This is a genomic window from Methylomonas montana (assembly GCF_030490285.1).
GTDB classification, from domain to species: domain Bacteria; phylum Pseudomonadota; class Gammaproteobacteria; order Methylococcales; family Methylomonadaceae; genus Methylomonas; species Methylomonas montana.
The window spans coordinates 114,863-138,600 of record NZ_CP129884.1; the positions used below are offsets into that span (position 1 = coordinate 114,863).

The following is a 23,738-nucleotide window of genomic DNA, read 5'->3' on the forward strand; positions in this document are numbered from 1 at the left end:
ATCATTTATAATGGCCGGATGCCTATTTGCCGCCAGTTTCATCCATGATCGATACCCTGTACATCGAAGCCGCTATCGAGCAGCATCCGCGCGTGGCGGCGATTCGCCGGCGTTTTCCCGATGCGCGGACGATCGTTTGCGAGCGTTACGGCGAGGTGTTCAATCCCAAAGCGCAAAATTTTCGACTGCAAAAACAGCATCCGGCCTTGATATTGGCCGAGAAGTATCAAAAATTCGTATTGGCGGCGCCGGACGGCTACGGCATCGGCGGCCAAAGGAATTATTATTTCTCGCACATGCTCAATTGTTTGTACGACTGCCGGTACTGCTTTTTGCAGGGCATGTATCAGTCGGCCAATTATGTATTGTTCGTGAATTATGAGGATTTTCAGCAGCAAATCCGCCAAACCTGCCTGGAAACGCCGGAGCAAGATGTTTACTTTTTCTCGGGTTACGATTGCGACAGCCTGGCCTTCGAGCCGGTCACCGGTTTTGCCGAGCAGTTTTTGCCGGTGTTCGCCGACCTATCCAATGCCTGGCTGGAATTGCGTACCAAGAGCACGCAGATCAGAAGTTTGTTGAATCGCGAGGTGGTGCCGCGCTGCGTGGTGGCTTTTAGCCTATCGCCGGACGCGGTGGCCGACAAGGTGGAGGCCAAGGCGCCAAACGTGGCCAAACGCATCGAAGCCGCCGCCAAGTTGCAGCAGCAAGGTTGGCAAATCGGCTTGCGTTTTGATCCCTTGATTTACCAGCACGATAACCGCCGGCAATACCGGGCCTTGTTCGAACAGGTGTTCGCAGCTATCGACGCACAAACTTTGCATTCGGTCAGCCTGGGCGTGTTTCGTTTGCCGGAACAATATTTCAAAAAAATCCATAAGCTGTATCCGGACGAAAAATTGTTCGCCAGCCCGCTGCAAACTGCGTCGGGCATGGTGTCTTATCGCGCCGATCTGGAGCAAGCAATGACGGCGGAATGTTCGGCGATGTTGTTGGAATACATTCCGCCAGCCAAATTTTTTCCATGCACACTGTAAAGCGCACGGTGCTGGTAACGGGCGCCAGTTCCGGCATCGGCCGGGCGATTGCCCGGCTGTTATTAGCTGACGGCCATCGAGTGATAGGCACCGCCAGAGACAGCGGCCGCTTCGGCCGTCCCGATCCGAATTTCGTCGGCATGGCGCTGGACCTGGCAAAATTGGCCGAGATTCCGGCATTCGCCAAGCAAATCCAAAACAACTTCCCGGAACTGGATGCGGTGGTGTTTGCGGCCGGTTACGGCCAATTCGGCGGTCTGGAACAGTTTTCGTTCGAGCAGATCGAAAATCTGATGACTGTCAATTTCACTGCCCAGGCCTTTCTGACGCGGGCGCTATTGCCGAAATTAAAGCAAAAAACTCACGCCAGCCTGGTCTATATCGGCTCGGAAGCGGCCTTAAAAGGCAGCCGCAACGGCAGCATCTATTGCGCCAGCAAATTCGCGTTGCGCGGTTTTACCCAGGCTTTGCGCGACGAATGCGGTAAAAGCGCGGTGCGGGTGTCCTTGGTGAATCCGGGCATGGTCGATACCGCATTTTTTGATACATTGTCGTTCGCCCCTGGCAAGCAGCCCGGCCAAGCGTTATCGGCCGGCGACGTTGCCGATGCCGTTGCCTATATCCTGCAAGCCGGCCCGCATTGTGCAATCGACGAAATCAATCTGAATCCGCCCAGCAAAGTCATCGAATTTAAGAAATAAACCCAGATGCTAGCCAAACTCATCGTTTATTGCGCTTACTACTTGAAATCCGCCGATTGGTATCGCAGAGCTAAGCTGTTTTTCTACGACCTGCTCGAAAATAGCCATAGCCGCAAAAAGAAATATTTCGACGCGACGATGATCGGCTTGCTGATTTTGAGCGTGATTTTTCTGATTTACGACATCGAACACGCAGACAGCAAGATGGGCGGCTATTTCGAGCTGGCGATACTAATGGTGTTCATTGTCGAATATTTAATCAGGGGTTGGATTTATTCCGACTCTTATAAAGTAATCATTGAGGAATACGAAAAAGCGCTGTATTTGAATCTGGATTTCAATCTAGCCGGCGTCTTTAAAAAAGCCGTTGTCCGGGATATCGAATATATCTCCTCGCCGTTCGCGATTATCGACATCCTGGCCATATTGCCCAGCTACCGGCCACTGGACATCTTGCGCATCTTCATCATCTTCCGGCTGTTTAAATTATTCCGTTATTCCGATAGCGCCAAATTGTTTGCCGACGCGCTAGCCAGCAAACGCTACGAGTTGGTCACGCTGCTGGTATTTACCTGTTTTCTGGTGTTTATCGCCAGTGTGTCGATTTACATGTTCGAATATCAAGCGGTCCGTAGCGGCATCCACAACCTGTTCGACGCCTTTTATTGGACCATCGTTACGCTGGCTACCGTGGGCTATGGCGACATTACGCCCCAAACCACCGGCGGCCGCTGGGTGACCATTTTCCTGATACTGGCCAGCCTGGGTGTGTTGTCGTTCTTCACCTCCATCCTGATCACCGCGTTCAGCGAAAAAATGCTGTCGGTACGCGAAGGCAGGGTATATGCCGAGTTGGAACGTTACGACAACTTCATCATCATTTGCGGTTTCGGCCGGGTTGGTCAGGAAATCGCCCGGCATTTGCATAATGATCGGCAAAAGTTCGTGGTGATCGACAGGGTTCCGGCCAGGATAGCCTTGGCCAAGAAGCGCGGATATCTGGCGATCGAAAGCGACGCCAGCAACAATGAAGTATTGATCAATGCCGGTATTTGCCGGGGCGCCAGCGCCATTCTCTGTATTACCGGCGACGACGTGATCAACGTTTACATTACCTTGACCAGTCGCCATTTGAATAAAGGTTTGCGTATCATTTCCCGCGCCAACCGCCACGACAATGTCAACAAACTGTATCAGGCCGGCGCGGATAATGTGATCAGGCCCTTCGAGATTGCCGGTTTGTTGGCGGCGGAATTCGTCGGCCAGCCCGTGGCCTTCGAGGCCATCTCCGGCATCCTGCACAATCAGACCGAAATCGTGATGGAATCGGTATTGGTCAGCGAAAAATCGGCGCTCGACGATCAACAGATCGGCCAACTGGACTTGCAGCAACGCAAGCTGACCCTACTCGGCGTGATCAGCGATAACCCTATCCATTTGAAGCACAAGAATAAATACCAGGTCAAACAACAACACTTTTATTTCAATCCGGAAGCGCAATTCATCCTGCGCCACGGCGACATGCTGGTATTGCTGGGCCGTAAATACGGCATCGATCATTTTCGCGACCAAGTGGAACAGCGCCGCTTATTTAGCAGGAAGCCTGCATGAAAAATATCGCCGTGTTCGGTTATAACCGGCTGTCGTTCGAGGCGATCAGCCGCCTGGATAAAGAACTCTATCAAATCACCGTGATCGATCACGATCCGACCAAGGCCGCGCTGGCCCGCGAAAATGGCTTCGAAACTGCCAATATCGATTTCCGCAGCGACGACGATTTAAAGTTGGTCGGCATCGGCGCGCATATCGATACGCTGTTTTGCTTTTTCGATACGGATTCCGACAACGTGTTTCTGACTTTGTCGGCACGCGCCCTGGATAAGGAACTGAACATTGTCGCCATCGTCGATAGTCCGGAATCGGCCGAAAAGCTATTGGCGGCCGGCGCCAACAAGATCATCGACCCTTATGAAATCTGTGGTCGCAAGATTCACGACATGCTGAAAAGGCCGGACATCAACGATATTTTTGATCATACTGTATTCGGCAGGCACGACCTGCATCTGGCCGAGGTGACGATTCCGGAAAACAGCTATCTGGAGGACGCTCATGTCAACCAGCTGCAATTGAGTTCGCGGTACAATTTACTGCTGATCGGCATCGTCAACAAACAGATCAACGAGCAACTGCATTTCGTGACCGAGGAATTCGACCGCCGCTTGAGCGTCGGCGATATTCTGGTCATTTTAGGCCCCTCACGGGAAATTAGAGCTTTCAAAAAAGACGTCGAAAATGAATTTTGTAAAATTTAGTCCGCGTATCTGTTTTTTTCTGGGCTTTGCCGCTTGCGCATCCTTGCTGGCGACCGGCGCGTATTTACAGTTTGTCGAAGAACTGGAGCCTTGCCCGCTGTGCATTTCGCAGCGACTAGCCATCCTGGCCACCGGCGTGGTGTTTTTGCTGGCCGCGCTGCATAACCGAGGGCGTAAAGTCTATGCAGTTTTGAGTGCACTTATTGCGTTGATTGGTGCCAGTATTTCGGCGCGTCATGTCTGGCTGCAACATTTGCCGCCCGAGGAAGTACCGGAATGCAGTCCCGGTCTGGAATATGTGTTTCAACATTTTCCCCTGGCCGACACCGTCAAATTAATGCTGACTGGCACCGGCGAATGCGCCAAGGTCGATTGGACTTTGCTGGGATTGAGTATTCCAGCCTGGACCTTGTTCGCGTTTGTGTTGTTGGCGGGTTGGGGCATGTTGCAATTTTTTTACAAGACTGACAGTCGTTAGTCGGGCAAGCCGCTCACCAAAGGTGCCGGGCTTGGAAATGGGCCGAGATGCCTAAATCGGTGCAGCTATCCGACAGCCACTGCATCGGATCGATACAGTCCGGCAACAGGTTATGCACAAAAACGGGGCAAGACATTTTCGACTTGTCAATCGGTGCCAGCAATAATTAACACAGATTAATTTTGTTCATAAGTCATTGATTTTTAAAGGTTCAATGATTTGGCTGAAATTTACGCAATTTAACAAATTTGCAATAAAAACCGATACTAAGCATAGCCTTCAAAACGCAATCCACAGAGTTATCCACAGCTTTTGTGGGTAACTTGGATTCCTCAATCTAGTTAAAGACTTAGCGGCGCAATATCAAAAAAACATCATCATACATGCCTAATTGTGAAGCCTCCCGCAAATTGATTTTTAAAATTGCGGTGCCTGTTCCGCTGGATAGGCTGTTCGATTATCTTGCGCCAACTGGCTGTCATCCGGCCGGATTACAGCCGGGAATCAGGATATTGGTGCCATTCGGCAAACGCACGCAAGTGGGCGTGTTATTGGCTATCGAGGACAGTTCGGCAGTCGATAGCGAGCGCCTGAAACAAGCCATCGAAATTCTGGATGAGAAACCACTGTTATCGGAACGGGATTTACGCCTGTTGCATTGGGCTAGCCGTTATTATCACCATCCGCTCGGCGAAGTGCTGGCGGCGGCGTTTCCGGTAGCGCTTCGCCAAGGCCGGCCGGCACTGTTGCAACGGCAGCGATTTTTCGGCCTCACCCCGCAAGGTCTGCAAACCTTACCGGAACAGTTACGGCGCTCGATCAAACAGCAAGCCTTATTGGCTTTACTGCAAGCTGCGGGCAGCGCTATTCCCAGCGCCGCGCTGATCGAGCATAAGCCGGCATTGAAGGCCTTGCTGGAAAAAGGCCTGGTGATAGAACAAGAATCCGCGCCAGCCACACGCTATGTCGCTTCGACTGCCTTGCCTGCCAATCCGGAGCAACAAGTGGCGATAGACGCGGTGGTTGCCAATCTGGGTCGGTTTGCGGTGTCATTGCTGGAGGGCGTGACCGGCAGCGGTAAGACCGAAGTGTATATGCAAGTCATCGCCAAGGTGCTGGAGCAAGGCAAGCAGGTATTGGTATTACTCCCGGAAATCAGCCTGACACCGCAATTGGAGCAACGCTTTCAACAGCGTTTTGCTGTGAACATGGTGTCCACCCATTCCAAATTGACCGACAAGCAGCGTTTGCAAGCCTGGCTAAGCATGCAACAGGGGCAGGCGGCGATCATGCTCGGCACTCGCTCGGCCTTGTTCACACCGTTAAAACGGCCCGGCCTGATTATTCTCGACGAAGAGCACGACGCTTCCTTCAAGCAACAGGAGGGCTTCCGCTTTTCCGCACGCGATGTGGCGATAACCCGAGCCAAGGGTTTGGGCATTCCGGTGCTGCTGGGCTCGGCGACGCCGTCGCTGGAGAGCATGGCGAATGGTAGCCAGGGCCGTTATCAATTGCTGCATTTACCCAATCGGGCCGGCAACGCCTCGGCGCCGAGCTTCCAGTTGCTGGATATCCGCAACAAACGCATGCAAGCCGGCTTATCGGAGCCGCTGCTCGCCGAAATCCAAACCACGTTGGCTAAAAATCAACAAGCGCTGATCTTCCTGAATCGGCGCGGCTATGCGCCGGTACAGATTTGCCATGGCTGCGGCTGGGTATCGCGCTGCCGGCGCTGCGACGCCAATCTGGTGATTCACGCCGCCGAACGCCTGCTGCGTTGCCATCATTGCGGTAGCGAACAGCCCTTGCCCAAGCAATGTCCGGCCTGCAAGACTGGGGAGTTGCAAGCGCTGGGTCTGGGCACCGAACGCATCGAACAGACTCTGGAAGCTTTGTTTCCGGACAAGGTTATCGTGCGCCTGGACCGGGACACCACTCAGCGCAAAGGCTCCTTGGAAACTTATCTTGAGCAAATTCACGAAGGCCGGGCCGATATTATTCTGGGCACGCAAATGCTGGCCAAGGGCCACCATTTCCCGGCGGTAACGCTGGTGGCAATTTTGGATATCGATAGCGGACTGTTCAGCATCGACTATCACGGCAGCGAAAGGCTGGCGCAATTGATTGTTCAGGTGGCAGGTCGGGCCGGCCGCGCCGATCAGCCTGGTAAAGTAATATTGCAAACCCGGCACCCACAACATCCTTTGCTCGACACCTTATTAAGCCAAGGTTATCGGGCTTTCGCGCAAACTGCGCTCGACGAGCGGTGCCAGGCCGGCTTGCCGCCTTTCAGCCATCAAGCATTGCTCAGGGTGCAAGCCGGCAAGGCCGAAGTGCCGCAACAATTTTTACAGGCTGTTTGCCAGATGATCGTCGAGTTGAATCCGGGTAAAGTTCAGGTATTGGGCCCGGTGACGGCGCCGATGGCCAGACGCGCGGGTTTGTTCCGTTTCCAGTTGCTGTTGCAGAGTCCGCAGCGCAAGGAATTGCACCATTTGCTGGATCGGCTGCTACCTGCGATTTATGCGTTGAAAGAATCCAAAAAGGTGCGCTGGTCGCTGGATGTCGATCCGCTGGATTTGTACTAGCCAAGTTCGCCGAAATCCGGCTAATTTCGTTCGGTTTATGTAATAATTCCCGCCTTTTGCGAAGGATCGCAGCTAACCCCATAGACATCTGAATCGGTAACCCTGAGCAGTAGAATTGCACGGTTGCAAATTAGGTGCCTATGCCTATAACTAAAATAAAGCAGGTATATTTCAATGTGTTGGAGTGGAGAAGCGTCAGGCGTTTTGGCTGCCGCCGGTTTAACGACCGCCGTTTATGTTGCGTACAAGGGCGAATCCAAGGAGCTATGGATTCCATTAACCTATTTTGCCTTGATGGAGCTGCTGCAAGCGGCAACTTATGTGTATATCAATTTATGTGATAACCCCAATAATCAGGTACTGACTTTGCTTGGTTATCTACATATCGCATTTCAACCGTTTTTCGTGAATATGGTGGCGATGTATTTCATCCCGGAAAGCGTCAAACTCAAAATCAGAACTACCGTTTATACCTTGTGCGCGATCAGCTCGCTGGCGATGTTGATCAAGATGTATCCGTTCGCTTGGGCCGGCGAGTGCGTGCCCGGCACTGAGGGTTTCTGCGGCGCGCAAACCTGTTCGGTGTCCGGCGCTTGGCACATAGCCTGGCAAATGCCTTTGAACGGTTTGATGTCTCAGCCTGTGACTTGGTTGTTTGGTTTTAACTGGGGTTTACATGCCTTCGCTTATATTTTGGCGGCGTTTTATTTGCCTCTGATGTACGGTTCCTGGCGTTTCGTGGCGTTTCACTATTTGATCGGGCCTTGGATTTCCGACGTCACCACCGACGATCCAAATGAATATTGCGCGGTTTGGTGCCTGTTCTCGATCGCGCTGTGTGTATCGGTGATTAAGACCCCGATCAGAAAGCATTTGCACGTCAAGAAATGGCCATTCTATCAACGCGAAGTGGGCGACAGCCTGTAAGCTTATGACTATCAATAAACAAGAAATTCTCGACGCTTTTGGGTTTCGCCACGCTTGCAAGGAATTCGACGCCGAGCGCAAAATCGACGCCGACGATTTCGAGTTTATTCTGGAAATAGCGCGCTTATCGCCCAGTTCCTTCGGTCTGGAGCCTTGGCAGTTTCTGGTGGTGCAGAATCCGGACTTGCGCGAGAAACTGCGTCAATACACCTGGGGTGGGCAAAAGCAACTGCCCACCGCCAGCCATGTCGTGCTGACGTTGGTCCGCAAGAGCTATTTCATGCGTTACGACAGCGAGTATCTGTATCGCCTGATGCGCGAAGTACAAAAGTTTCCCGAAGATCAGGCAAAAACCCGTACCGCAGTGATAGAGAAGTTTCAGCGTAGCGATTTTAATTTGCTGGAATCGGAGCGAGCGATCACCGACTGGGCGACTCGGCAGACTTATCTGCCGCTGGCCAATATGATGACCGCTGCGGCGATGATAGGCATCGATTCTTGCCCTATAGAAGGTTTCGAGCGCACAGATTTGGAGCGGGTGTTAGCGGAAGCAGCCGATGTCAATCTGGAACACTGGTCGGTCGCCTATCTGCTTGCCTTTGGCTACCGGAAGAATCCGCCAGCGCGGCCGAAAACCCGGCAGGAACGTGACGCGGTGGTGCGCTGGCTGGATTAGTTCAGCCGGCAGCTGGTCTTGTCGATATCGTTCAGGGATAGCGAATATCGTGCTTGTGGGCGGCGGACGCCAATGAAGCGCTCCCGCCAATAGGGCTGCCTTAAATCCGACACCATCACCCGGCCGGTGTGAGCGCTGGGAGCATGCACGAAATGTTCGTCGCCGACATAAATACCGACATGCGAAAACGGCCGGTCGGTAGTGAAAAACAACAGGTCGCCGGGTTGGCGCTGCTCGGGTTGCACCGCCGGCAATTGCCTGGCTAAGGACTGAGTGTCTCGCGGTAAACGCACCCCCTGGCGGTTATAGACGTAGTACACTAAACCGCTGCAATCGAAGCCCTGGCTGGGCGATTCCCCGCCGTACACATAAGGTTTACCCTGCAATTGCAGCGCTTCGCTAGCGGCAATCTGGTTGCCGCCCTCGGCTGCGGGTAAGGCTGTAATAGGTGTTTTTTCGTTACTGGCGCAGCCGGTAAGCTGGCTAATTAACACAGCCGCCAACAACTGACTCAGCAGTAAAAAAGTTCGGCAGTGAGTGCGAAAAATGGACATCGGTGTTATCGACAACAAAATCATCAGTTTGCATATTATAGACAGCCTATTTGTCGCGCGCGCTGTTTATTGCATATCCCACTCCAAACCGGTCCTCCATTCCGATACGATTAAGCTAGGGGTGAACGACGGCTATTGAAAATGGCGAATTGTGCAGTCGACCCGACCGCCTAACTTGGCATAACGCTTATGCCTGGGCGGCTTTCGCCGTCGCCCCGAAGGCTTACTCGGCATCGAAGGGGCACTTCGGAAGATCGGCGGGATACTTCCGAAGTACCCCTTAGACCTTCCGGGCGACCTCGTCGAGTTTCCGAAGTACCCCGGCGATATTCGTAAGTACCCGGTCGATCTTTTGTTCATCCACGCCGACCTTTTTAGGTTCCAAGTCGATCTTCCGCTAATCCAGGTCGAGTTTTTTAAGTATCAAGCCAATGCTAGGTACTATCAGGCCGATTATTTGAGAGTCCAAGTAAGGCGAAACGGGAAATAAACTATCATCCGCTATCGAAGCGTTAGTGCTGGACCGGCGGGTGTCGACCCCTTTGAGACATTCGGATATAGATTTAAACATCCCAATAGCGGTCATTTGAATGGTAACCTCTGATTTTACCGACCTACGCCGCTTTCCGCACGGGGTCGGCGGGATGATTGGGCGGGTTTAGCTTGATTTATTTTATTTACGAGAATGTTTTGCTGCTGCTGAGTAATTAGTAGTTCTTTTAATATCTGAGTTTGCTCTGCCGCGATCTTACTATCATTTTCTTTTTGATTGAGCGATAAGCTATTTGACTTTTCGGACTGTTTGGACTCTTCAATTGAATGATATAGAGAGTAAGCGCTTACCCCTAATGATAAAACACCGACTATTACTGATAATGCCAATGTCCACATAGCTATGTGAATATTTTTTTCCTGGCTTTTTTCATCCTGTTTTTGTTTTAATCTAATGTCGATTAAAGCACTTGTTACAGCATCGTTGATGCCTCCAATCAAAGTAGCCATTGTGTTTGTCGTTTCATTAAGTGAATCAACTCTTTTGGTTTGCTCAATTACTGCCGTTAATACCTTTTTAATTGGCATATTTGCATAATCGATCTTAGGCATTGAAATAGAAGGACCGCTGATCGACAAGTTGCCCGCGACCATTGCTTGTAGTCGTTTGGTAGTATCCGCATTCTTTATAAAAAGTCCTTTTGTGTATTCTGAAATATCCCCTCCCAATTTATCTATTATTTTTTTTGTAAAATCTCTATTTTCAGCGATTTGTATCCGGATTATACTAGCAAGCTTGGCTGTAGGATCTAGTGGATTATTATTGTCATCAGTGCTGATTTCTTGTTTATCGTTTTCTAAAAAAGTCTTCGCAAATAATTGAATATCTCTTTCGGTAAGTTTATTCCCTTCAATAGCATTTAAAGACGTGTCTGGTTGTTTACCATCAATTGTTGAATCTGTTGCTACCGCAAGCAATAGAGATTTGACTAATTCGTTATCACTGATTTCTAGATTTGGTGATATTTTGGTTAGGACCCCTACTGACAGATACCCAGTTTTTATTTTCAAGATACCTAAATTTTCAGTCTTTAAAGTAAAAGGCGGGGGAGCGCCAGGTATAGAAAGTGTTTTTTTGGGAGTTGCTCCGCTTATGAAGTTTTCTTTTTCTGACATATTGGTCATTTTTAAATATTTCCTTATTACAAGATGGAGTTCTGCAAACTTTAATTTTTCCAACTACGAATAATTCGCAACTTTCGAGAGAGCAGCGGGTAAGTAGTACTATCCTTTTCACTCATGGATGATAATTTTCACATATTAATTGATTTTTGAAGCAGTCAGTCGCGACCGACAGAAATTGGCCGCACCAAGGCGTTCAAAATCTGGCTGTTTTTGTATGTGAATCAAATCATCAGCAAGGCATCAATCGACAAGCCGAGCCGGAACGGCTAATACCGACCAGTCGATAGGCCGTTACACGCCAACATCGTTTGTTTTCTCGTCAAAGCGACGAGAATAAATCCAATTGCCGATAGCGTGTCACGGTGTCGCTGCGCTTCAGGCCGGACAGTGTCACGCCCAGCAGTCGAACTTTACTGGCGCCGACTCCGGTGTTTTTCAGCAGTTCGGCCAGTAACAGTCTAGTGGTCGGACTGTCGCCGATAGGTTCCGCCAGGGTACGGCCACGGGTAATCTGCACAAAATTTTGGTATTTGATTTTGATGGTGAGCGTATAAGCCGTCATCTGCTTCTCGGCCAGTCTGAGCAGGGCTTTTTGCAACAAATCTTGCAAGTGGCGAAGTATTGTCGGCAAGTCAGCGATGTCGTTGTCGAAAGTGGTCTCGATGCCCACCGATTTGCGTGCCCGATCCGAATTGACTGGACGTTGGTCGATACCCCGTGCGATATCGTAATAGTGTTGCGCGGCTTTGCCGAAATGCCTTTGCAACTCTGCTAGCGGCATCTGTTTTAAATCCTTGCCGGTCGTGATGCCCAAATCGTGCATTTTCTGCTCGGTTGCGCGGCCGATGCCGTGAAATTTACCGATAGCCAGCTTTTCGACGAATTCTGCGCCTTGCTCGGGGGGAATCAGATACAAGCCGTCCGGCTTGCCGAGGTCGGAGGCGATTTTGGCCAGAAATTTATTGTAGGAAATGCCGGCGGATGCAACTAACTGGGTTTGCCGGCGTATCTCTAGTTTGATGTGCTTGGCCAGCAAAGTCGCGGAGCCTTGGTAAAGCTCGTTATCGCTGACGTCGAGATAAGCTTCGTCCAGCGACAAGGGTTCGAAATGCTGGCAATAACGGGCAAAAATACCACGGATCATCTCCGACGCTTCCTTGTAAATCTCAAAACGCGGCTTGACGAAAATGGCTTGCGGGCATAGCCGATAGGCATGAGAAGAAGGCATGGCCGAGTGTATGCCGAACTGGCGAGCTTCGTAGCTGCAAGTAGCAACGACGCCGCGGGAATCGGGTTTGCCGCCGACGATAATGGGCTTATGACGGTATTGGGGATGGTCGCGCTGTTCGACCGCGGCATAAAATGCATCCATGTCGATGTGGATGATTTTACGCGGCGCCGGCTCCATAAAGGTTTACTGCTTGTCGAGCAATTCCAATTTGGCGGTTTCGTTCCAATCGGAGAACGGAAATGGCAGTTGTTCGGTATTGAAGGTCAAGAATAACAAGATATGGTAATGGTAGGTCGACAGGCTGCGGCCAAAATTAAGGATGTTGGCGTTAGCGTCGCCGGTGAATAGCACCGAACCGACCTGCAACAGAATGACCAGCCATAACAACAGCTTAACCAGGCTGTCGATGGCGGCGAAGATCAGCATGAAGATGATGCGCTTCCAGGTCTCGATTTTTTTCAGGTTTTCGTTGATTTGTTCCTGCATGACGGTATTAACCTCTGTTCATCACGTCCCGCAAGTCCAGCGCCGCGGCGTTGGCGCGGGCAATATAGTTAGCCATGGCCAGCGAGTAGTTAGCGAATATGCCGAAACCGTCGCCGTTTAGAACCACCGGGCTAAGGGTTGGCGACAAGGCGTTTTCCAGCGCCTGGATCATATTGTCCAAGGTGTTCATCGCCCGCTTATCCAGCAAAATGTCGGAAAAGTCGTGCTTGATGGCTTTCAGAATATGCAAAAGCGCCCAACAGGAGCCGCGCGCTTCGTAAAATACGTTATCGATCTCCATCCAAGGCGTCTGGCCGATGGTCGGCATGTTGATGTCGATCGGATTGGAGGGGTCGCCGTGAGTGGCGCCAGAAAACTTGTCGGTACTGGCCGCCAAACGCGTGGAGAGACCGCCCAGCCGTTTAATCACGACCTCGGTGTATTGCCACAGGTTGTCTGCCCTGGAGTGAAACTGTGCCGCTTTGGAGGTGGAAGACGGGTTTTGCAGGCGCGTCATGTAATCATGCAGCGACTCGATGCCTTTGACATATTCCGACTCGGTGGACGGTAGTGCCCACGAATTACGTTCGTAGTAAAAATAAGGCTCGGCTTTTGCCAAATCCGGATCTTCCGCGGATTGCGACTGGTCGCGGGCGAAGTGGTTCCGCAAGGCGGTGGTGCCGTCGCGTAGCATCACTAGTGCGCCGTACTCGAAGTTTTGAATGTTATCGCAGAACAGTCCGGGGGGGGCCACGTCATTGGACAGATAGCCGCCGGATTTGAACAGTATCACGTCGGCGATATGTGCCAGGGTGTTGGCATATACATAGCCGATCGGCATTTGATCGGTATGGGTGACGTTCATGCGCTCGATTGCTTCATCCTGAACGCTGAATTGTTCTGGTTCGCGGCTCCACCATTCTCCCAGTACCAGCATGACCACGACGACGATGCCTATCAGCGTACCAAAGCCCCAGAGAATGCCCTTCGACTTTGCGTCGTCTTCAAGTGCGAATGAATTGTCTGACATGTGTTACTTATCCAGGTGTGAATAAAAAGGACGAATCGGCTGAATGCTGCCCATGTTAGCACGGATTATTGTACTGGGCTCGCTTTCAGTGTAGCTGTCGGCTGCTTGCCGCTAGCGGCAACGGCATGAGCGATGGCGGCATTTGCACAAAAAACCCTTTGTTCCGGATGCTGGCGATGATTTTGCCGGCGTCCTCTCTGGCGAGTTTACGCTGCGGCGTTAAGTGCAGCTCCATGACGAATTCCAAACGGCCGAAGCTTTTAAATAAAGCCTCCGGTAGCGCGGAAAAATCGTCTTTTTTATCCAGATACAGGTACAGTTCGTCTTTTTTAAGACTTTTATAGATAAAGCAATGCATGTAAGCCGCTCCCAGTCACTAATACTGCCAATTCTAACGGTTTTTGTTTAGAATTTTTAGTTCAAGTTTGCCGCGCCCAGCCCTTTGTCATGGAAAATCGCCCCGCTTCAGAACAATTTTTTAAGATTGCCTGTTACTTCGAAGGTTCATTGGCTTTGGTGGCCTTGGCGCTGGGTTGGTTGGCGAATGTCTATCCCTTCGAAAATCTGTATTTTTCGGAAGATGGCTTGGCCGGTGGCTTACTGGCTACCTTGCCCTTGGTGTTGCTGTTTTTTGCGATGCAACAATTGAGCTATCCGCCGATACAAAAAATTCGCGACTTGTTACTGGAAACCTTGGGTGCCGGTCTGGCATTTCGTCATTGGACCGATATATTGGTGTTGGCGGGCATTGCCGGGTTTGCCGAAGAAGCTTTGTTCCGCGGTTTCTTGCAACCATGGTTGGAAAACCATTGGGGCGCGCTGGTTGGCTTGTTGTTAAGCAATGTGTTGTTCGCGCTGGTGCATGCGGTCACGCCGCTATATACGCTATTGGCGATGTTGATGGGCTTGTACATGGGGGTCATGCTGGATTACGGCGGCGAACGCAATTTGCTGGTGCCGATGGTGATTCATGCGGTTTACGATTTTGTGGCTTTTGTTGTTATCCTTCGCGATTATCGTATCCGTCTTAACAGGAGTTTTTAATGTCTTTACCGCCCGAGCTATCAGCCGCCAAGCTTCGGCCGCACTGGTTTGTCTGCGCCGCTACTTTATTGTCCTTGGTCGGCTATAACCTCGTTTGTCACCTGTGGGGCGGCGAGCTGCAACTGGAATGGGATGAGCAACAGCGCGTGCTGATCAGAAGCATCTTGTATGGCGTCGCCATCGTGTTGTTCCCGTTCGTCAATCTGCTTCGGCATATTCTGTTGCGGCTGAATCAAACCATGCCAGGCTCCAAAACCGCTAGCCAACGTTATCTGCTGTCGATAGTCGTGACTCAAAGCCTGATCGAGCCGGTCGGCCTGTTCGGTTTAACGATGTTCATGCTCGGCGACGGTTTTAATACCTTATATATCTTTAGCACCATGCATCTACTGGGCATCTTCCTGCATAAGCCCAAGTTAAACGAATATTTAGCGATAGAGTCGGCGCTCTCCAACGAAATTAGTTAGGCGACACAAATCCCGTTGACTATTTCCGATTTTTAGGAATACAGGTTAGGTTGTACAATGGCTGGCTTATTTACGATTAGCCCCCAGGTGTGATTATGCAAATCATTCAAGAAGCTCTCACCTTTGATGATGTTTTATTAGTACCCGCCCATTCGTGCGTATTGCCGCGCGAAGTAGAATTAAAAACCCAATTGACCCGCAAAATCACGCTGAACATTCCGCTGGTATCGGCAGCGATGGATACCGTGACTGAAGCTCGACTGGCGATTGCGATTGCCCAGGAAGGCGGTATCGGTATCATTCATAAAAACATGACTATCGAGCAACAAGCCGCCGAAGTCAGACGCGTTAAAAAATACGAAAGCGGCGTGATCAAAGATCCGATCACCGTCTCGCCCAGCGCCACGGTTCGCGAAGTGATGGAACTGACCCGCGCCAAGAATATCTCCGGCGTGCCGGTCGTCGACGGCGAAGAGCTGGTTGGTATCGTCACCAGCCGCGACTTGCGCTTCGAAACCCGCCTGGACGAATCGATTCGTTCGATCATGACACCGAAGGAAAAACTGGTTACCGTCCACGAATCGTTCAAACATAGGGAAGTCATCGATTTACTGCACAAGCACCGCATCGAAAAAGTGCTGGTGGTGAACGACGCTTTCCATTTGCGCGGCATGATCACCGTCAAGGACATCCAAAAAGCCAAGGACAACCCGCAAGCCTGCAAGGACGAACAGGAAAGACTGATCGTCGGCGCGGCAGTCGGCACCGGAACCGACACCGCTGAACGGGTTGCCGCTTTGGTGGAAGCCGGCGTCGATGTGATTATCGTCGATACCGCCCACGGCCATTCCCAAGGCGTATTGGATAAAGTGCGTTGGGTGAAACAGAATTTTCCACGCGTCCAAGTCATCGGCGGCAATATCGCCACCGCTGCCGCCGCGAAAGCGCTGGTCGAAGCCGGCGCCGACGGCGTCAAGGTCGGTATCGGCCCCGGCTCGATTTGCACTACCCGCATCGTTGCCGGCGTCGGCGTACCGCAGATCACCGCAGTCAGCAATGTCGCTGATGCTCTGAGAGGCACCGGCGTACCGCTGATCGCCGACGGCGGTATCCGTTATTCCGGCGATGTCGCCAAAGCCTTGGCGGCCGGCGCCCATGCGGTGATGTTGGGCGGTTTGTTCGCCGGCACCGAGGAAGCGCCGGGCGAAGTGGAATTATTCCAGGGCCGCTCCTACAAATCCTATCGCGGCATGGGTTCGCTGGGCGCGATGTCGCAACAACAAGGTTCCAGCGACCGTTATTTTCAGGAAGATACCGAACAGGTCGAAAAACTGGTGCCGGAAGGCATCGAAGGCCGGGTGCCTTACAAAGGCAGTGTGCTGGCGATTATTCACCAATTGCTGGGCGGCATTCGCTCCAGCATGGGATACACAGGCAACAGCACCATCGCGTTGATGCACGAAAACGCCCAGTTCGTCCGTGTTACTAGTGCCGGCATGCGGGAAAGCCACGTCCACGATGTGACGATTACCAAGGAAGCGCCGAATTATCATATGAATTAAGCCATCCTGGCTTGATTCGCCGGGCCTGCGCATCTTGGCAGGCCCGCTTTAAGTAAACCAACCATAACCCAAACGCAATGTCCGAAACCTCCTCAACGCCCTGCAATCTTTGCGGAAGCCATAATGTCACCGTTTTATCGAATCGTAGCCGGAGCGGCACGGAACTGCGCACCGTGATCTGCGAACATTGCGGATTGGTATGGAGCGACCCGTTTCCGCATGATCCTCGCCAGTTCTACGAGGAAGACTATCGATTGGTGTACAAAAACACTTACGCCCCCAAGGCCAAGCATGTGCTACGTGCCGGCCGTGTCGCCTTGACCCGACATGAAAAAATCAAGCATTTGCTGCACAAACCGCAAACCATGTTGGATGTCGGAACTGGCGGCGGCGAGTTTGCCTATCTGTTGAAATCATTGGGCCACGACTTGCACGGCATCGAGCCGAACAAGGGCTATGGCCAATATTCGGCGGCGCAGTACAATTTGAATTTGCAATTCGGTTTTATCCAAGACGCCCAGTTCGACGAGAACAGCTTCGATGTGATTACCATCTGGCATGTGCTGGAACATACCGAAGATCCGTTTTTGGTGCTGAACAAATTGCGTAGCTTGCTGAAAACGGACGGCGTGTTGGTGGTGGAAGTGCCAAATATCGAAGCCATTTGCCAATCGCCTATCAGCACTTTTCACGAGGCGCATTTATACAATTTCAATCTGGCCACACTGCGCAGAATGGGTGAAAAAGCCGGATTGGTCGAAGAGCGGCACCTGTTTTCCGAAGATGGCGGTAACGTGACCTTGTTTTTCAAAAAAACCGACGCGTCGAGCCAAGCTGCCGACAATTGGGCGATAGCCGGCAACGCCGAGCGGATTTCTTCTATCGTGCGTGGTCATACCAATTTGCGCCATTACATGCGGGCCGCGCCATATTTACGTTTCCTGAAACGCATGTCGCGCTCGCTGTTCGAAAACCGGACCGTGAAAGGTTTCGATAACAACAAAAGCTTGCTCGATCAACTGTACCGGGGATTGTAAACTAAGCTGAATAATCGATTTTTCGGTGGGCTGTCCCGCCCACCCCACATTTTTGAAAGGTTTTCCCGCCATGTCATCCCCCACCAATATCCATTCCGACAAAATCCTGATTCTCGACTTCGGCTCGCAATACACGCAATTAATTGCCCGCCGCATCCGCGAAATTGGCGTTTATTGCGAAATCTATTCCTGCGATTGCAGCAGCGACGAAATCAAAAACTTCGCCCCAAAAGGTATTATCCTGTCCGGCGGCCCGGAAACCGTGACCAGCAGTGACACCCCGCGTGCGCCGCAAATCGTTTTCGAACTGGGCATTCCGGTATTGGGTATTTGCTACGGCATGCAAACCATGGCCGAGCAATTGGGCGGCAAGGTGGAATCTTCCGATCACCGAGAATTCGGCTATGCGCAGATTCGCGCCCGCAGCCATTCCAAACTGTTGTTGAACATCGAAGACCATACTTCTCCAGAAGGTTACGGCTTGCTGGACGTCTGGATGAGCCACGGCGACCGCGTCGTCGAACTGCCGACCGGTTTTAAACTGATTGCCAGTTCCGACGGCGCGCCAATCGCCGGCATCGCTGACGAAGACAAAAATTTCTATGCGCTGCAATTCCATCCGGAAGTGACCCACACCAAACAGGGCGGCCGAATTTTGAGCCGTTTTGTGTTGGAAATCTGCGATTGTCAGGCATTGTGGAACGCCAGCAATATCATCGAAGACAGCATCAAGGCCGTCCGCGAAAAAGTCGGCAGCGACCAAGTCATTTTGGGTTTGTCCGGCGGGGTCGATTCCTCGGTGGTTGCGGCGCTATTGCACAAAGCCATCGGCGAGCAATTAACTTGCGTGTTTGTCGACACCGGTCTGCTGCGCTTGCATGAAGGCGACCAAGTGATGGCAATGTTTGCCCAGCACATGGGCATCAAGGTGATTCGTGTCGATGCTGAAGCCCGATACTTGGGAGCGCTAGCCGGCGTCAACGATCCTGAAGCCAAACGTAAAATCATCGGCGGACTGTTCGTGGAAATCTTTGACGAAGAAGCTGGCAAACTGACCGATGCCAAATGGCTGGCGCAAGGCACCATCTACCCGGACGTGATCGAATCGGCCGGCGCTAAGAGCGGCAAGGCCCATCTGATCAAGTCGCATCACAATGTCGGCGGCCTGCCGGAGAACATGACGCTGAAATTGGTAGAGCCGTTACGCGAACTGTTCAAGGACGAAGTCCGCAAGCTAGGTTTGGAGCTGGGCCTGCCGGCCGACATGATCTTCCGCCACCCTTTTCCCGGGCCGGGCCTGGGTGTACGCATCCTTGGCGAAGTCAAAAAACAATACGCCGACTTATTGCGCCAAGCCGACGCGATATTCATCGAGGAATTGTACCGCCATGATCTCTACGATAAAGTCAGCCAGGCCTTTGCCGTGTTCCTGCCGGTTAAATCGGTCGGCGTGATGGGTGACGGCCGAAAATACGACTACGTCGTCGCGATCCGCGCGGTGGAAACCATCGATTTCATGACCGCGCGCTGGGCACATCTGCCTTATGATTTCCTGGACTTGATCTCAAGACGCATCATCAACGAAGTGGCTGGTATTTCCCGGGTAACTTACGACATATCCGGCAAGCCGCCGGCTACGATTGAGTGGGAATAGAAATCAGGCAAAAGACGCAAGACTAATACCCCATCGTTACCACGCTCCGCGTGGTAACGACTACTCTTCAAACTGAAAAAACAATCTATGCCACAACAAAATACCAGTAGCGGTGAGTTCTCCAGCTATGTTTTATTCTCTCAATTTAAAGATGATGTAGATGGAAAGAGAATTTTAATCTTTATTGAAGAAAGCGAGGATCTGGCTAAAGTTGAAGAGCGTAAGGCTGAGCTAAATAGAGAAATGCCCGTTCCAATTAAAGACACAACGGTAAGCGTGGGAGTGGCTACCTTTCATCCACACCCAGAAGACGAAGAAAAGGATTACATGCTAGTTACTCCAAGAGACGGCACGGAGCCTTTCTTCTGGCATCAGATGATCGATGTAAAAGAGATTTTGGAATTTGCGAAAGAACGAAATATCCAAAAATAAGGTCCAAAGGGCCTTTTCTTTCTATAGCTTGCTTTCACATACCCGCGATCATGCGAGGGAGCGCCGCTACATCGTTGAGAACACCGAAGACTTTAGCGAGAACATTCTGCCGGCAGGCAAAGATTTTAATTACAGTGTTTTAAAAAAAAGCATGATAAAATATTGTTTTTTATATTGAAAAATATCATCATGTCGGAAAAGCAAGTCAATCTATCAGGCAGTGTAACCGTCAAGCTTTCGAAAAATGGCATCACGAACTTGAAAAAGCACGTCAAGCATCTCAAAGGCAAGCATCGCATGTTCAGCATGGCTGATTTTTTGGAGATGTGCGCCAACGCGCCACTATCGGTCTTGGAGCCTTTGGCTTTTGATCACGTGGCCAAGCGCCAGAAAGTGACCGGCACCGTCCTTCCTCCCAATTTATCCGATGAAGCCAAGGCAAAGATCGAAGCCATTCTCGCGGAAGAAGCAGCAAAGAAATGATATCGCTCCCTGAAGCGTGGAACGATGAATAATCAATAATTAGATACCAACGGACAATCATGCTTATATCAACCCTGAGAGAAGCGATATCCGCACAGGCCGAGATAAATAGATTTCTTGCCTTAAATGGTATCAAAGATTTGGTTGGTGACTATGGAGAGTTATTAGTTCACAAAGCATTAGGCGGCACGCGTAAAAATCCAGTAAATCAGGGCTTTGATATTGAGCACCCTGAACTCAAACGCATTGAAGTAAAAACACGTAAGTTCGAACTGTTGCAGAACGGATCAGTCAGGGAGGAGAACCGAGCAGTTGGATTCAAAAGCAAAAAGAACAGTTTTGAATGGCTAGCGCATGTTGTTCTGAATATTGACTTCTCAATTGTAGGAGCCTGCCTAGTTCACTATGACGATGTTTGGCCCGAAATTGAGCGTACCTCTGAAAAAGTTAGCTTCTCCATGTCGTCGTGCTTACCCAGTAGTCGAGATATCACACAAGAGCTTCGACAAGCTCAGCAGGAATTGGACTTTGCATTGCATTCACACTCCAGTAGCTAAAAACACACATGGACAGCCAAGAAACTATCGATGAGATTTGGGTGGCAGAAGCCGAAAATAGGCTCAGGGCCTATCGTGAAGGGCGTTTGGAAGTTGTGCCAATGGAGGAAATATTCGAAGAATCATAAAAGCCCTTTCGCCTTACCCCTTTCACCTGATTTCTACATGCCCCCCGAACAATTCCAACAGCAACTCCTAGCCTGGTTTGATCTGTACGGCAGGAAAGACTTGCCCTGGCAACAGGACATCAATCCCTACCGGGTCTGGGTATCGGAGATCATGTTGCAACAGACTCAAGTTGCCAGCGTGATCGGCTATTTCTATAAGTTCATGTCCCGCTTCCCGAGCATACAAGATTTGGCCGAAGCCGAGCTGGACGAGGTGTTGCAACATTGGGCTGGTTTAGGCTATTACGCCCGCGCCCGCAATCTGCACAAAACCGCGCAAATCGTCGCCGCCAACCAAGGCCGGTTTCCGCAAACCGTGGAAGAACTCAGCGGCTTGCCCGGCATCGGCCGCTCTACCGCCGGGGCGATACTCAGCATCGCTTGCGGCCAGAGTCAGCCGATATTGGACGGTAACGTCAAACGGGTTTTGGCGCGATTCCACGCCATGTACGGCTGGCCTGGCGACAACAAGGTTGCCGCCGAACTTTGGCAAATCGCCGAGAAATACACACCGACACAACGGACCGGCGACTACACGCAGGCGATGATGGATCTGGGGGCGACGCTCTGTACGCGCAGCAAGCCGCTTTGCGAAATTTGTCCGGTCGCCACCGGCTGTCAGGCCAAGCAACAAGGCTTGGTGAAACAATTGCCCGAATCCAAGCCCCGCAAGGATTTACCGGTCAAACAACTGTATTTTTTGTTGCTAAGGGACGGCGAAAACCGGATATTGCTGGAGAAGCGGCCACCGGTCGGTATCTGGGGCGGCTTATGGAGCTTGCCGGAATTTGCCGATCTACAGGCTTTTCAGGATTGGTGCCGGCAAGGCGATTACCGTATCGATATTTCACAAACCTTGCCCAGTCAGCGTCACAGTTTTTCCCATTATCACCTGGACTACACGCCGCTATTGGCGAAATTGGAAAACCCCATAAACAATGTGATGGAAGGCGAGCGGGCGGTTTGGTATAAAACCGGCGAGATCGATACTTTAGGACTGCCGGCGCCGATCAAGCGTCTGCTCACAACATTACACAGAGGTTCACTATGACGAGAATGGTTAAATGCGTAAAACTGGGCGTGGAAGCGGAAGGACTGGATTCGCCGCCGTTTCCGGGCGTCAACGGCCAACGCATTTTCGATCACATTTCCAAACAAGCCTGGAAAGAATGGCTGGCGATGCAAACCATGATCATCAACGAACGTCGCCTGGCCAGTTTCGATCCGGCGGCAAAGAAAGTGTTAGAAGCCGAGCGTGAGAAATTTCTGTTTGCCGGTGGTTTCGAGATGCCGGATGGCTACGTGCCTAAAAAGGATTAAATGGCTTCATGCATAGCAGCCCGCAGAATATTTATCTGAGAAGTCGGTCTTTTCCTAAGTGACGAGAGGGCGATTTAGTAGGGCGATAGGCCTCGCCTAGTTGTTGCTGATAGAATCATCCTTTTTCGCAAACTGCCCATCATGCGCTTAATTCGGGGTCTGAATCATCTTGAGCCGCTACGCGACGGCTGCGTGTTGACCATCGGTAATTTCGACGGCCTGCATCTCGGCCATCGACTCGTCATCGAAAAACTGGCCGAACACGGCAAGCGTTTAAACTTACCGACCGTGGCGATGGTGTTCGAGCCTCAGCCGCTGGAGTATTTTCTCGGCGATCACGCCCCATCCCGATTGACCCGCTTGCGGGAAAAAGCCATTCAATTTGCCAAGCTGCCGATCGACGAATTGCTGGTCATACCGTTCAATCGGACTTTGGCCGATTGCGATGCCGAGGATTTCATCCGCGATATTCTGGTCGGCCAACTGCGTGTCAAGCATCTGACGATAGGCGACGATTTTCACTTCGGCAAGGCTCGGCGCGGCAATTTTGCATTATTGCAGCATCGCGGCCAGGAATACGGTTTTGCGGTTGAAGATAGCCCTTCGTTCGAACTGGAAGGGTTGCGGGTCAGCAGCACGCTGATCCGCGATGCCTTGGGCGAAGGCGAGCTGGATCAAGCCAGGTTGATGCTGGGCCGCGATTATTCGGTGTGCGGCCGGGTGGCACACGGCGACAAGCGCGGCCGGGAATTGGGTTTCCCGACCGCCAATGTGCGGATGTTTCGGAAAAATACCCCTATCGTCGGCGTATTCGCGGTGACGATGACCGGCGTGGACGGCAAGGAATACCGGGGCGTGGCGAATGTCGGCACCCGGCCTACCGTCGACGGCGGCGCCAAGGTGGTGCTGGAAACCCATTTGTTCGACTTCAATCAAGACATTTACGGCCATTATGTCGAAGTGCATTTTAAGAAGAAGCTGCGCGACGAAATCCGCTTTGCGTCGCTCGACGAGTTGAAACTACAAATCAGCCGGGATGTCGAACAAGCCCGGCAGTTTTTAAGCCTTAGCAGGTAACAGAGATGGCCAATAGCAATGACAGCATCGAGTCGCCTTGTGTTAGAAACTGTTGCCTGAACGATGACGATGTGTGCCTGGGCTGCTATCGTTCTCTGGATGAAATCCGTCTGTGGTCGAATGCCGACGACTCGCTTCGCGCGCTGTTTTTAAAACGTGCCGCCGAGCGACGCGGCAACATGGGCAAAGCTATTCGCCCTGAGGCGATGTGTTTTGAAAAGCTGTCGGATAGTTGATGGGT

General features: G+C 51.5%; 27 protein-coding genes. 21 read left to right on the forward strand and 6 right to left on the reverse strand.

Annotated elements, in window-relative coordinates; all coding sequences use genetic code 11:
* Positions 1-44: 44 nt before the first annotated feature.
* The 8 genes from QZJ86_RS00570 to QZJ86_RS00605 all read left to right on the forward strand — a co-directional run bounded on the left by QZJ86_RS00570 (position 45) and on the right by QZJ86_RS00605 (position 8,719).
* A complete protein-coding gene (locus QZJ86_RS00570; RefSeq protein WP_301935736.1) occupies positions 45-1,037 on the forward strand; it encodes an SPL family radical SAM protein in 993 nt (330 codons plus the stop codon).
* A complete protein-coding gene (locus QZJ86_RS00575) occupies positions 1,025-1,738 on the forward strand; it encodes an SDR family oxidoreductase (RefSeq protein ID WP_301935737.1) in 714 nt (237 codons plus the stop codon). The genes QZJ86_RS00570 and QZJ86_RS00575 overlap by 13 nt, the downstream gene beginning before the upstream one ends.
* A 6-nt stretch (positions 1,739-1,744) precedes the next feature.
* Entirely contained in the window at positions 1,745-3,349 is a 1,605-nt protein-coding gene (locus QZJ86_RS00580; protein WP_301935738.1) for an NAD-binding protein, read from the forward strand.
* Positions 3,346-4,050 (forward strand): potassium channel family protein, encoded by a 705-nt coding sequence (locus QZJ86_RS00585; protein ID WP_301935739.1) that lies wholly within the window; start codon positions 3,346-3,348, stop codon positions 4,048-4,050. The genes QZJ86_RS00580 and QZJ86_RS00585 overlap by 4 nt, the downstream gene beginning before the upstream one ends.
* The gene (locus QZJ86_RS00590) at positions 4,031-4,528 is read left to right on the forward strand and encodes a disulfide bond formation protein B (protein ID WP_301935740.1); all 498 of its coding nucleotides are present in this window, start codon (positions 4,031-4,033) and stop codon (positions 4,526-4,528) included. Before QZJ86_RS00585 ends, QZJ86_RS00590 begins: the two co-directional genes overlap by 20 nt.
* 383 nt (positions 4,529-4,911) lie before the next feature.
* Complete coding sequence (locus QZJ86_RS00595) at positions 4,912-7,116, forward strand: primosomal protein N' (RefSeq protein ID WP_301935741.1); 2,205 nt, start codon at positions 4,912-4,914, stop codon at positions 7,114-7,116.
* Positions 7,117-7,290: 174 nt separating this feature from the next.
* Positions 7,291-8,043, forward strand: coding sequence for a DUF5765 domain-containing protein (locus QZJ86_RS00600; RefSeq protein WP_301935742.1), 753 nt, complete (start codon positions 7,291-7,293; stop codon positions 8,041-8,043).
* A 4-nt stretch (positions 8,044-8,047) separates the two neighbouring features.
* Positions 8,048-8,719, forward strand: coding sequence for an NAD(P)H-dependent oxidoreductase (locus QZJ86_RS00605; RefSeq protein ID WP_301935743.1), 672 nt, complete (start codon positions 8,048-8,050; stop codon positions 8,717-8,719).
* Here the strand turns inward: QZJ86_RS00605 and QZJ86_RS00610 are convergent.
* The 6 genes from QZJ86_RS00610 to QZJ86_RS00635 form a co-directional block, all read right to left on the reverse strand.
* Positions 8,716-9,273, reverse strand: a complete 558-nt coding sequence (locus QZJ86_RS00610) for a C40 family peptidase (protein ID WP_301935744.1) — start codon at positions 9,271-9,273, stop codon at positions 8,716-8,718. The genes QZJ86_RS00605 and QZJ86_RS00610 overlap by 4 nt on opposite strands.
* A 606-nt stretch (positions 9,274-9,879) precedes the next feature.
* Positions 9,880-10,950, reverse strand: coding sequence for a hypothetical protein (locus QZJ86_RS00615; protein ID WP_301935745.1), 1,071 nt, complete (start codon positions 10,948-10,950; stop codon positions 9,880-9,882).
* 319 nt (positions 10,951-11,269) lie between these two features.
* On the reverse strand, positions 11,270-12,358 hold the full coding sequence (gene dinB / locus QZJ86_RS00620) for a DNA polymerase IV (RefSeq protein ID WP_301935746.1): 1,089 nt from the start codon (positions 12,356-12,358) through the stop codon (positions 11,270-11,272).
* A gap of 6 nt (positions 12,359-12,364) precedes the next feature.
* On the reverse strand, positions 12,365-12,667 hold the full coding sequence (locus tag QZJ86_RS00625) for a DUF4389 domain-containing protein (RefSeq protein WP_301935747.1): 303 nt from the start codon (positions 12,665-12,667) through the stop codon (positions 12,365-12,367).
* Between the two features lie 7 nt (positions 12,668-12,674).
* On the reverse strand, positions 12,675-13,697 hold the full coding sequence (locus QZJ86_RS00630; RefSeq protein ID WP_301935748.1) for a DUF2333 family protein: 1,023 nt from the start codon (positions 13,695-13,697) through the stop codon (positions 12,675-12,677).
* Positions 13,698-13,782: 85 nt separating this feature from the next.
* Positions 13,783-14,055: a YcgL domain-containing protein gene (locus QZJ86_RS00635; protein WP_301935749.1), complete on the reverse strand. Its 273-nt coding sequence runs from the start codon at positions 14,053-14,055 to the stop codon at positions 13,783-13,785.
* A gap of 89 nt (positions 14,056-14,144) precedes the next feature.
* Between QZJ86_RS00635 and QZJ86_RS00640 the strand changes: the two genes are divergently transcribed.
* The 13 genes from QZJ86_RS00640 (at position 14,145) to QZJ86_RS00700 (ending at position 23,733) form a co-directional block, all read left to right on the forward strand.
* Positions 14,145-14,741, forward strand: coding sequence for a CPBP family intramembrane glutamic endopeptidase (locus QZJ86_RS00640; RefSeq protein WP_301935750.1), 597 nt, complete (start codon positions 14,145-14,147; stop codon positions 14,739-14,741).
* Positions 14,741-15,208: a hypothetical protein gene (locus tag QZJ86_RS00645; RefSeq protein ID WP_301935751.1), complete on the forward strand. Its 468-nt coding sequence runs from the start codon at positions 14,741-14,743 to the stop codon at positions 15,206-15,208. The genes QZJ86_RS00640 and QZJ86_RS00645 overlap by 1 nt, the downstream gene beginning before the upstream one ends.
* A 95-nt stretch (positions 15,209-15,303) precedes the next feature.
* The gene (gene guaB, locus QZJ86_RS00650; RefSeq protein WP_407081628.1) at positions 15,304-16,770 is read left to right on the forward strand and encodes an IMP dehydrogenase; all 1,467 of its coding nucleotides are present in this window, start codon (positions 15,304-15,306) and stop codon (positions 16,768-16,770) included.
* A gap of 77 nt (positions 16,771-16,847) precedes the next feature.
* Positions 16,848-17,807, forward strand: a complete 960-nt coding sequence (locus QZJ86_RS00655) for a class I SAM-dependent methyltransferase (RefSeq protein WP_301935752.1) — start codon at positions 16,848-16,850, stop codon at positions 17,805-17,807.
* A gap of 70 nt (positions 17,808-17,877) precedes the next feature.
* Positions 17,878-19,461, forward strand: a complete 1,584-nt coding sequence (gene guaA / locus QZJ86_RS00660; protein WP_301935753.1) for a glutamine-hydrolyzing GMP synthase — start codon at positions 17,878-17,880, stop codon at positions 19,459-19,461.
* 87 nt (positions 19,462-19,548) lie between these two features.
* Entirely contained in the window at positions 19,549-19,893 is a 345-nt protein-coding gene (locus QZJ86_RS00665; protein WP_301935754.1) for a hypothetical protein, read from the forward strand.
* Positions 19,894-20,082: 189 nt separating this feature from the next.
* Positions 20,083-20,376 carry a hypothetical protein gene (locus tag QZJ86_RS00670; protein ID WP_301935755.1) on the forward strand — a complete coding sequence of 98 codons (294 nt, stop codon included), beginning with the start codon at positions 20,083-20,085 and terminating at the stop codon, positions 20,374-20,376.
* A gap of 59 nt (positions 20,377-20,435) precedes the next feature.
* Positions 20,436-20,933 (forward strand): hypothetical protein, encoded by a 498-nt coding sequence (locus QZJ86_RS00675; protein ID WP_301935756.1) that lies wholly within the window; start codon positions 20,436-20,438, stop codon positions 20,931-20,933.
* An 8-nt stretch (positions 20,934-20,941) separates the two neighbouring features.
* The gene (locus QZJ86_RS00680; protein WP_301935757.1) at positions 20,942-21,061 is read left to right on the forward strand and encodes an addiction module protein; all 120 of its coding nucleotides are present in this window, start codon (positions 20,942-20,944) and stop codon (positions 21,059-21,061) included.
* Positions 21,062-21,098: 37 nt separating this feature from the next.
* Entirely contained in the window at positions 21,099-22,151 is a 1,053-nt protein-coding gene (mutY, locus tag QZJ86_RS00685; protein WP_301935758.1) for an A/G-specific adenine glycosylase, read from the forward strand.
* Complete coding sequence (locus QZJ86_RS00690) at positions 22,148-22,420, forward strand: oxidative damage protection protein (RefSeq protein ID WP_301935759.1); 273 nt, start codon at positions 22,148-22,150, stop codon at positions 22,418-22,420. Before mutY ends, QZJ86_RS00690 begins: the two co-directional genes overlap by 4 nt.
* A 141-nt stretch (positions 22,421-22,561) precedes the next feature.
* On the forward strand, positions 22,562-23,497 hold the full coding sequence (ribF, locus tag QZJ86_RS00695) for a bifunctional riboflavin kinase/FAD synthetase (RefSeq protein WP_301935760.1): 936 nt from the start codon (positions 22,562-22,564) through the stop codon (positions 23,495-23,497).
* Between the two features lie 5 nt (positions 23,498-23,502).
* Positions 23,503-23,733: a DUF1289 domain-containing protein gene (locus tag QZJ86_RS00700; RefSeq protein WP_301935761.1), complete on the forward strand. Its 231-nt coding sequence runs from the start codon at positions 23,503-23,505 to the stop codon at positions 23,731-23,733.
* Positions 23,734-23,738: the final 5 nt, after the last annotated feature.